The following is a 9,217-nucleotide window of genomic DNA, read 5'->3' as shown; positions in this document are numbered from 1 at the left end:
TCGTCAAGCACCCCTTCGACCGCTTTAAATTTACCGATCAAATTTAGCTGCTCAAAGCTCATCTCCGCTCCCGCTTTCGCGCTAGTAGCGGCACTCGCCTCGGCTTGAGCTTGAAGCCTCTCTCGCTCCATCTCCTCTCTGGTTTGCTTTAAAATATCGACCAGATAGTAATCCTTCTCCTCGTGTCCGCCCGGGCGCACGCAGGATTTGCAAAACGCGCCTGCTTTGGTGTATTGCGTGATCTCCTCGACCGTATGAAGATCGTTTAGGCGGATCACCTCTTTGATCGTGCCGAGGCTCACGCGCGCGCAGTCGCACACGATGATCTCGTCCTCGAAATGCGCAGGATCGACGCCCTTATAATTCGCTGCAGCCTGCTTGATGACATCGTATGCCATGACCGAGCAGTGCATCTTTTGCGGTGGCACGGCGGGCTCATCTGGAGTATCGCGCATAGCGTGCTCTACGTCTAAATTTGTAATCTTTACCGCTTGATCGACGGTCTTTCCGATACAAAGCTCAGCCATCGTATCCGAACTCGCAATCGCCGTGCCGCAGCCGAAGCTTTTAAATTTAGCGTCTAAAATTCTATCGGTTTTAGGATCGATCAACCAATACAGCCGCACCGCATCGCCGCAGCTCTCGGCGCCGAAGTCTGCGACCACTAGCTTACCGCCTCTAGCCTTTGCCTCCTCCTCGGTGATCTCGCCCATATAGCGAGGATTATTCATACGGTCCTGCACTTTTTGCGAGTATTGCTCCCAGATCGAGCCGTTTATCAAACTGTTTTTTGCCATTTTTTATCCTTTATTTTTCTCATAACCTTGCGGCGCGTAAGCAAACGTGCTTGAAATTCCGCGCAGACGAGCGATAGCTTTACCTATATGTTCGATCGCGTAATCGATCTCCGCCTCCGTCGTAAAGCGCGACAGCGAAAGTCTTAGCGCCGTATGCGCCAGCTCCTTATCTGCGCCGATCGCTTCCATTATCGGGTTATTCTCAAGCGCCTCGCTCGCACACGCAGAGCCGGTAGAAGCGGCGATACCCGCTTTATTCAGATCCCACAGCATCGCCTCTCCCTCGACGCCTTGAATTGAGGCGAGGATGGTGTTTGGCACGCGAATGCTGCGATCACCTACGACGCTGACGTTTGAAATTTGCAAAAGCGCATCCTCCAGCTTATCGCGCAGCCTGCTTACCTGAGTGCGCTCAAAATCCATAAATTTATTCGCTAGCTCCAAAGCTTTACCTAGCCCCACGATGCCCGCGACGTTTAGCGTACCGCTGCGGCGCCCGCCCATATGCTCGCCGCCGTGAAGCAGGCTCGTAAGCGGTTTACTATCTTTGATGTAGAGTGCGCCGACGCCCTTTGGAGCGTGAAATTTATGCCCGGAAAGGCTTAAAAAATCCACGTCGGCATCGCGCACGTTTACCTTTATCTTACCTACGGCCTGCACCGCGTCGGCGTGATATAGCGCACCGCGTTCGTGTGCGATACGTGCGATCTGTTTAACGGGGAAGATCGTGCCGGTTTCGTTATTTGCCCACATCACGCTAACGAGCGCGGTTTTGTCGTTAATTTTTTCGGCAAGCTCTTCAAGATCGATCTGTCCGTTTTTATCGACGCCGAGGCGAGTGATCTTTACGCCGCAGGTTTTTTCTAAAAAAGCACAGGTCGCGCTGATTGCGGGGTGCTCGACGGAGCTTATGATGATATTATCCTTCTCGCCGGTTAGAATTTTATCGTAGTAAATTCCTTTTAAAACCCAGTTATTGCTCTCGGTCGCACAGCTTGTGATGACGATATCGTCCGCATCCGCAGCGCCGAGTCCCGCATAGAGCCTATCCATCGCGGTTCTTAGCGCGGGGTGAGTCTCGCTTCCGAAGCTGTGAAGGGAGTTTGGGTTGCCGTATTTATCGCAAAAAAACGGCTTCATCTCCTCAAAAACTTCGGGATCGACCATCGTAGTGGCGTTATTATCCAAATAAACGCGCTGCATAAAATTCCTTTCTAAAATTTGCCTGAAATTTAATCAGACAATTTCGCTCTTTTATCAATTTCGCACGATAATATAACATAATTGCTAAATTTTTCTTTAACGCTTGCCGTTTTAAAAACCGAAAGTTTTCGGAGAATTTATTAGATCGAAAAATTCTTTACGCGTATCGTTTCGGCTGATAAAAAGTCCCCTAAGCGCCGACGTAGTCGTGGTCGAGTTGATCTTTTGCACGCCGCGCATCTCCATGCACATGTGCCGCGCCTGCAGCACCACGCCCACGCCGAGCGGATGGATCACCTCTTGGATTGCGCTTGCGATCTGTTCGGTAAGCTGCTCTTGGATCTGCAGCCTGCGCGCGAAAATATTTACCATACGCGGAATTTTACTAAGCCCCACGACCTTTTTATTCGGGATATACGCGACGTGCGCGCGCCCGATGATCGGCAGCAGATGGTGCTCGCAGAGACTATAAAATTCTATATCTTTTATCAAAACCATCTCATTATTGCTGCTCTCAAACAGCGCGTCGTTTAAAATTTCTTTTGGATCCAGCTCGTAGCCGCTAGTTAGAAACTCATAGGCTTTAGCCACGCGCTCAGGCGTCTTTGCGAGCCCGTCGCGCTTCGGATCCTCGCCTAAAATTTCAAGCATCTGCGAGACGCAGCTTTCAAATTTCGCTCGGCTTTTTTCGTCCATTTTTAGCAATTCCTTTAAAGATCGATGCGCGATATTACTCAAAAACGCCTTTTATAACGCTGATAAATTTTAAAATTCCACGCGAAATTTTATCAATCTCATTATGTTAATGATAATATATTTAAATTTAAGAAATTTTTGTTTAAAATCCATCGTTTTGATAAGCTTTATCTACAAGGAGTTCGGTAATGAAATTTAAGATGAGTTTTGGCGCGACTTTGGCGCTTTTTTCCTTTGCTTGCGCCGAACAAAACGCCGCGGCAAGCTCCGCCTCGGGCGAAAACCTAGGCGATATCGAGGTCGTAGAATGGGCGAATAACGACGACGGTTACCGCGCCGTACGCAGTGAGATCGGCAAGACGACTAAGAGAATTTTAGAAATTCCGCAAACCGTAAATGTCGTAACGCAGCAGCATCTAAAGGACAAAAAGCCAGAAACCTTAGCGGAATCGCTACAAAACGTAAGCGGCATAAGCTATGCAAATACGACGGGAAATATTTTCGATGCGATCATCAAGCGTGGCTTCGGCGAGGGTCGCGACGGCTCGATTATGCGCAACGGCGTACCGGGCGCCGTGATGCACAACTACAATAAAACTATTCAATCCGTCGAGGTTCTAAAAGGGCCCGCAAGTATGCTCTACGGTGCGCAGCAACCAGGCGGCGTCATAAACATGGTAACTAAAAAGCCGCAGTATGAGTTTATAAATGAAATTTGGGGCGGGCTGGGCAATCGCAACTATTGGGACGCGGGATTTGATACTACAGGACCGATCGCAGATAGCGGCTTTGCGTATAGATTTATATTCGATTACTACGCGAAGGATTATTGGCGAAATTTCGGCGGTATAAAAAACACGCTCTTTGCGCCGTCGCTTGCGTATCAAGGAGACGATTATTCGATAAGCTTAGGCTACACCCATAGCCGCTCTACCGATCCGGTGGATCGCGGCGCATTTTTGGTGCCGAGTACGGGTAAAATTTACGGCAGCGGCAAAGTCCGCTTCGACGAGCCGGTAAATAAACTACAAAGCAAGCTCGATACGGTTGATTTCGGCTTTGAGAAAGAATTTAACGAGGATTGGATATTAAAAGGCGCTTACGCTTTCTCGCGCAGCAAGCACGAATACGGCTACGTCCGTCCGAACAATCCATTCACGCCCCAAGGCCTTACCGGCACGACGCGATCGTATAACTACTACGATAATTTCATACACCGCACGCACGCAGCAAGCGTCACGCTAAACGGCAAATTTGAAACGGGCCCGCTTAAGCACGATGTCCTTTTCGGCACGGATTACAAAAACTACTACAGATACCGCCCGGGCGCGCTAAAAGGCACCGCAGGGCGCATCAATATGCTTACCGGACAGACCGCTTCGGGCGCCGTCTTAACGAACGATAGAGAGCCAAAAATACAATATCAAAAGCTAAGAACGATCGGGCTTTACACCCAAGATAATATAAATTTAACCGACGAGTTGATACTTTCTTTGGGCGTGCGTAGGGAATTTTACGATCAAGTAGCCAAACAAAGCTGGCAAGGGCCGAACAGTACCGATCAGAAAAAGGCCGCTACGACCTATCAGGGCGGGCTTTTGTACCTGTTGAGCCCGCAGTGGTCGGTATATACTAACTACGCGCAAAGCTTCACGCCGCAGATGTCCATAGGCGAGGCGATAGGCGGCGATCTAAAGCCGGAGGAAGGCAAATCCGTGGAGCTCGGCACTAAATTTCAAAACGATCGAGTCACTGCGGGTGCGGCGGTGTTTAATATCGATAAAAGAAACATCCTGCGAACGGTAAATAATATAAGTGAGACGATCGGCAAGGCTCGTTCGCGAGGATTTGAGCTCGATATAAACGGGCGCGTGACGCAGGGACTTAGCATGTCGGCGAGCTACGCATACACCAAAACGAGGGTGCGCGAGGACGACGGCGCTTTTGCGGTGCTAATCGGCAAACCGCTGGAAGCGACGCCAAAGCACCAAGCAAGCCTATTTGCCAACTACGATTTCGCGCATCTAGGCGCAAAGGGGCTTAGGCTGGGCGGCGGCGCGCGATACTTCGGTTCGTGGTACACCTACTATATGCGCACGAACCTACCGAACGTGCCCGCAGGAACGACGTTTAAGCTGCCTCACGCCGTAGTTTATGACGCCTTCGTGAGCTACGATACTAAAATTTCGGGCTATAATACGAATTTTTCGTTCAATGTCAAAAATTTGACCGACAAAAAATACTATACCTCATCCTCAACCGGCACAACCACGAGCGTGATACCTATTCAGATGGGCTACGCGCGGCAGTTTATGTTTAACGTATCGGTAAAATTTTAGCCTTAGTCCCGCTTTAAATTTCAAGGCGGGCTTTTAAAAATTTTAAAATTTAAAAGCCTCGAGCCGCTTAGGCTCGGCAAATTTTAGGAATTTATACTTTAAATAAGAAATTTTTTGATATATTACGAGCTATTTTTAAATTTTCTAAAGGAATTTTATGGAAGTAAAAGCAAAAATGAAAGACGCCGCGAATGCGGTAGCTGCGAGCAAGATCGAAGCAAAGCAGATCGCAGCCAAAGTAGAAGAGCTAGCCAAAAAGGCCTCCAAGCAGCTAAGAATCGACGGATTCAGACAGGGCAAAGTGCCTACCGCAGTGGTTTTGAAGCGATACGGCAAACAGCTTGAGGGCGATGCAAAGCAGGAACTTCTTAAAGATATGATCGATGAGTCTCTTAAAATTTTAAAGAAAAAACAAGATGAAATTTTATCCGAGCCGGTCTTTTCTAAATTTGACGAAAAAGAAGGCGACATCGACGTGGAGATCGAAATTTCTTTCAGGCCCGAGGTTAACGTCGAGGGATACGAGGAGCTGATCCCTAAATTTAGCAGCCCGCGCGTTACTCAAAAAGAGATCGACGAGAAAGTAGCGGAATTTTTGCAGATGATCGCGCCGCTTTCTAAAACCAACAAAAAAATTCTAGCCAAAGACGATTTTGCAAAATTTGATTTCGAAGGCTTCGTAGACGGCAAGCCATTCGATGGCGGCAAGGCGCAGGACTACGTCCTTCAGATCGGCTCAAATCAATTCATCCCGGGCTTTGAGGACGGAATGATCGGACTTAGAGTGGGCGAGGAGCGCGACGTAGCGGTTAAATTTCCCGAAAATTACGGCGCGAAAAGCTTAGCCGGCAAGGACGCGATCTTTAAAGTCAAGCTTCATGAAATTCAAGCTAAAAAACCCGCCAAAGAGCTCGGCGAGGAGGAGCTAAAGCAAGCGCTTCCGGGAGAAGCGGAACCGAGCAAGGAGAAATTTGAAGCGCGCATCAAAGAGCGCATCAAAAACGATAAGCTTCAAAAGCTGATAAATGAGGATCTAAAGCCTAAATTTGCCGACGCGCTCGCCGAGAAATTTAACTTCGCGCTTCCAAAAGCGATCGTCGAGCAGGAGATAAATTTACAGTTTAACAACGCCTGGAGCGGCTTTTCAAAAGAGCAGATCGAGGAATTTAAAAACAACAAAGACGCCCTGGATAAAAAGCGCGAAGAGTTTAGAAAGGCTGCCGAAAACAGCGTCAAACTGACATTCCTAATCGACGAGCTAGCCAAAAAACGCAAGATCGACGTGAGCGATCAGGAGCTCGTTCAGGCGGTCTATATGGAGGCCTACACATACGGCGCCGATCCGAAGGAGCATCTAAATAGATACCGCAACAACGGCATGCTGCCGGCCGTTAAAATGGCACTTATAGAGGAAAAGCTATTTAACGATATTTTCTCAAAGCAGGGCAAAAAAGAAGAGAAGGGCGAATAGATGGTGATTCCTTACGTTATCGAACAAACTAGTCGCGGAGAGCGCAGCTACGACATCTACTCAAGGCTGCTAAAAGACCGTATCGTAATGCTTAGCGGCGAGATCGACGACGCGGTGGCAAGCTCGATCGTCGCGCAGCTTCTGTTTTTGGAGGCGGAGGATCCGGATAAGGATATCTATCTATACATCAATTCCCCGGGCGGCGTAGTTACGAGCGGATTTAGCATTTATGACACGATGAATTACATCAAACCCGACGTAAGCACGATCTGTATCGGTCAAGCGGCGTCGATGGGGGCATTTTTGCTAAGCTGCGGAGCCAAAGGCAAACGCTACGCGCTTCCAAACTCGCGCATAATGATCCACCAGCCACTTGGCGGCGCGCAGGGTCAGGCTACCGACATCGAGATCCAAGCCAAAGAAATTTTACGAATGAAAGAAATTCTAAATGGCATCCTTTCGCAAAATTCCGGCAAAGATCTTGCGCAGGTCGAAAAGGACACCGATCGCGACTTTTTTATGAGCGCCGAGGATGCCGTGCAATACGGACTGATCGATCAAGTACTTCAAAAGAGCTTTAAATAGATGATCCTGGACGTCCTTACCTATCCGAATAAAAAGCTTTATCAAAGATCGACCGAGGTCGTGAAATTCGACGCGGCGCTGGGCGAGCTTTTGGATGATATGTATGAGACGATGATCGCAAAAAACGGCATAGGCCTTGCCGCCATCCAGGTAGGCAAGCCCGTGCGCGCTTTGATTATAAATTTAGCCAATGAGGAAAAAATCCAAGACAAAAAGGACCTCATCGAGATCATCAATCCGCAAATTCTAAAAAAGGAAGGCGAGGTCGTTTACCAGGAGGGCTGCCTCTCGGTGCCAGGTTTTTATGAGGACGTTACGCGCGCCGAGTTTATTACGGTGCAGTTTCAAGACCGCGCCGGCAATACCCAGCAAATGGACGCTAGCGAGCTGCTAGCCGTCTGTATCCAGCACGAGATGGATCACCTCGACGGACATCTTTTCATCGAGCGCATCGGATACAACAAACGCAAAAAATTTGATAAAGAATTCAAAAAAAGCCTAAAAGAAAAATCGAAATGAAATCCCTAAAATGCGCTGCCTTCACGGATGCTCTGATCCCCGTAGAGGTTGAATCGACATTCGTGCGGGGGCTGCCAGGATTTAATATCGTTGGCCTTGCGGGCGCTACGATAAAAGAGAGCGAAAGCCGCGTAAAAGCCGCGCTTGTGAGCCTAAATTTTAAATTTCCCGCATCCAAAATCATCATAAATCTCTCCCCCTCCGACACGCCCAAAAACGGCTCGCACTTCGATCTTGCGATCGCGCTTCTAATCGCGCTGCAAAAAGAGCGCATCGACGGCGATTTCTTCGTCTTCGGCGAGCTCGGTTTAGACGGCAGCTTAAAGAGCACGGCGAGCCTCTTTTCGATCCTGCTTTTTTTAAGCACGAAGGTGAAGCGCGCTAAAATTTTAGTGCCGCAAAGTATCGCTCTAAAGGCCTGCACGATCCCAAACTACGACGTTTATGCGGTGGATAGCCTAAACGATGCGGTCAAATTTTTTTTAGACGAGGAATTCGCCGCAAGCAGACTCATGCGAGAAACCCATCCGCTTTTTAAAAACGTCGTGGAGATTGACGGGCAAATTTACGTCCCCAACCGCGATTTTTCGCTAAATTTCAAAGACGTTAAAGGGCAAAAGCGCGCCAAGCGCGCGAGCCTGATCGCTGCGTGCGGCATGCATAACATCCTCTTTGAGGGCAGCCCGGGCTGCGGCAAAAGCATGTGCGCCAAGCGGATAGCCAGAATTCTGCCGCCGCAGAGCCTGGGCGAAGTGCTACTCTCGTGCGCCTACGAGTCGCTAAATAACAAAGACGTCGATTTTAGCGCGCTGCGCCCCTTCCGCTCACCGCACCACACCAGCACGCGCAGCTCCATTTTCGGCGGCGGCAGTAGCGGCGCAAAGATCGGCGAGGTCGCGCTTGCAAACGGCGGCGAGCTGTTTTTCGACGAGCTACCGCACTTCGGCAAGCAAATTTTAGAGAGCCTGCGCGAGCCGCTGGAGGATAATAGAATTTTGATTTCGCGCGTAAATTCCAAGGTCGAATACCAAACGAAATTTATCTTCGTAGCGGCGCAAAATCCCTGCCCGTGCGGAAATCTATTCTCCAAAAACCTCACCTGCACCTGCTCGCTAAATGACATCAGGCGCTACAAAAACACGATCTCTGCGCCGCTGCTCGATCGCATCGACATATACGTCGCGATGGATGAGACCGGCGCAGACGACAGAAGCGACGTTTGTAGCGAGGAGATGGCGGATGCGGTGCTACTGGCGTTTCGCGCACAAAAGGCTCGCGGACAGAGCGAGCTAAACGCAAAGCTGCGCGACGAGGAGACCGAAAAATTTTGCGTCTGCGAAAGCGCTGCGCGAGAGGTTTTGCAAACGGCGATTACCCGCTACGATCTTTCGCAGCGCGGCGTAAATAAGACGCTAAAGCTTGCCCGCACTATCGCCGATCTAGCAGGCGCCGAAGTCATCGCCAAAGCGCATATTTTGGAGGCTCTTAGCTTTCGCATAAGGAGCGAAATTTGAAAAAAATTTTCTTTAGCACCGCAGAACTCGATGCGCGAGCAAGCGCAAAATTTGGACTTAGCGAGCAAATTTTAATGGAAAACGCCGCCGGCA

At 49.4% G+C, this 9,217-nt stretch carries 8 protein-coding genes; 5 read left to right on the top strand and 3 right to left on the bottom strand.

Annotated features, from left to right (window positions below):
- The 3 genes from Q0614_RS10495 to folE all read right to left on the bottom strand — a co-directional run.
- Positions 1-797 (bottom strand): iron-sulfur cluster assembly scaffold protein (locus Q0614_RS10495; RefSeq protein ID WP_298788586.1); only part of this gene is annotated, 797 nt, incomplete at its 3' end.
- A gap of 3 nt (positions 798-800) precedes the next feature.
- The gene (locus Q0614_RS10490) at positions 801-2,000 is read right to left on the bottom strand and encodes a NifS family cysteine desulfurase (protein WP_298788585.1); all 1,200 of its coding nucleotides are present in this window, start codon (positions 1,998-2,000) and stop codon (positions 801-803) included.
- A gap of 111 nt (positions 2,001-2,111) precedes the next feature.
- Positions 2,112-2,696 carry a GTP cyclohydrolase I FolE gene (gene folE / locus Q0614_RS10485; RefSeq protein ID WP_297881331.1) on the bottom strand — a complete coding sequence of 195 codons (585 nt, stop codon included), beginning with the start codon at positions 2,694-2,696 and terminating at the stop codon, positions 2,112-2,114.
- 188 nt (positions 2,697-2,884) lie between these two features.
- Here folE and Q0614_RS10480 point away from each other — a divergent pair, with 188 nt between their 5' ends.
- From Q0614_RS10480 to Q0614_RS10460, 5 genes are all read left to right on the top strand, one after another.
- Positions 2,885-5,035, top strand: coding sequence for a TonB-dependent siderophore receptor (locus Q0614_RS10480; RefSeq protein WP_298788582.1), 2,151 nt, complete (start codon positions 2,885-2,887; stop codon positions 5,033-5,035).
- A gap of 157 nt (positions 5,036-5,192) precedes the next feature.
- A complete protein-coding gene (gene tig / locus Q0614_RS10475) occupies positions 5,193-6,506 on the top strand; it encodes a trigger factor (protein WP_298788580.1) in 1,314 nt (437 codons plus the stop codon).
- Complete coding sequence (gene clpP, locus Q0614_RS10470) at positions 6,507-7,091, top strand: ATP-dependent Clp endopeptidase proteolytic subunit ClpP (protein WP_005871578.1); 585 nt, start codon at positions 6,507-6,509, stop codon at positions 7,089-7,091.
- A complete protein-coding gene (gene def, locus Q0614_RS10465; RefSeq protein WP_298788578.1) occupies positions 7,092-7,610 on the top strand; it encodes a peptide deformylase in 519 nt (172 codons plus the stop codon).
- Positions 7,607-9,124, top strand: a complete 1,518-nt coding sequence (locus Q0614_RS10460) for a YifB family Mg chelatase-like AAA ATPase (protein ID WP_298788576.1) — start codon at positions 7,607-7,609, stop codon at positions 9,122-9,124. Before def ends, Q0614_RS10460 begins: the two co-directional genes overlap by 4 nt.
- The last annotated feature ends 93 nt before the right edge of the window (positions 9,125-9,217 follow it).

This window comes from uncultured Campylobacter sp., from assembly GCF_937997595.1.
Taxonomy (GTDB): domain Bacteria; phylum Campylobacterota; class Campylobacteria; order Campylobacterales; family Campylobacteraceae; genus Campylobacter_B.
This window is presented reverse-complemented; position numbering and strand designations above follow the sequence as displayed.

What these genes read in the sequence shown, in the direction of transcription:
- clpP (WP_005871578.1), top strand. Translation starts at nt 6,507, where the DNA reads ATGGTGATTCCTTACGTTATCGAACAAACTAGTCGCGGAGAGCGCAGC.
- folE (WP_297881331.1), bottom strand. Translation starts at nt 2,696, where the DNA reads ATGGACGAAAAAAGCCGAGCGAAATTTGAAAGCTGCGTCTCGCAGATG.
- Q0614_RS10460 (WP_298788576.1), top strand. Translation starts at nt 7,607, where the DNA reads ATGAAATCCCTAAAATGCGCTGCCTTCACGGATGCTCTGATCCCCGTA.
- def (WP_298788578.1), top strand. Translation starts at nt 7,092, where the DNA reads ATGATCCTGGACGTCCTTACCTATCCGAATAAAAAGCTTTATCAAAGA.
- tig (WP_298788580.1), top strand. Translation starts at nt 5,193, where the DNA reads ATGGAAGTAAAAGCAAAAATGAAAGACGCCGCGAATGCGGTAGCTGCG.
- Q0614_RS10480 (WP_298788582.1), top strand. Translation starts at nt 2,885, where the DNA reads ATGAAATTTAAGATGAGTTTTGGCGCGACTTTGGCGCTTTTTTCCTTT.
- Q0614_RS10490 (WP_298788585.1), bottom strand. Translation starts at nt 2,000, where the DNA reads ATGCAGCGCGTTTATTTGGATAATAACGCCACTACGATGGTCGATCCC.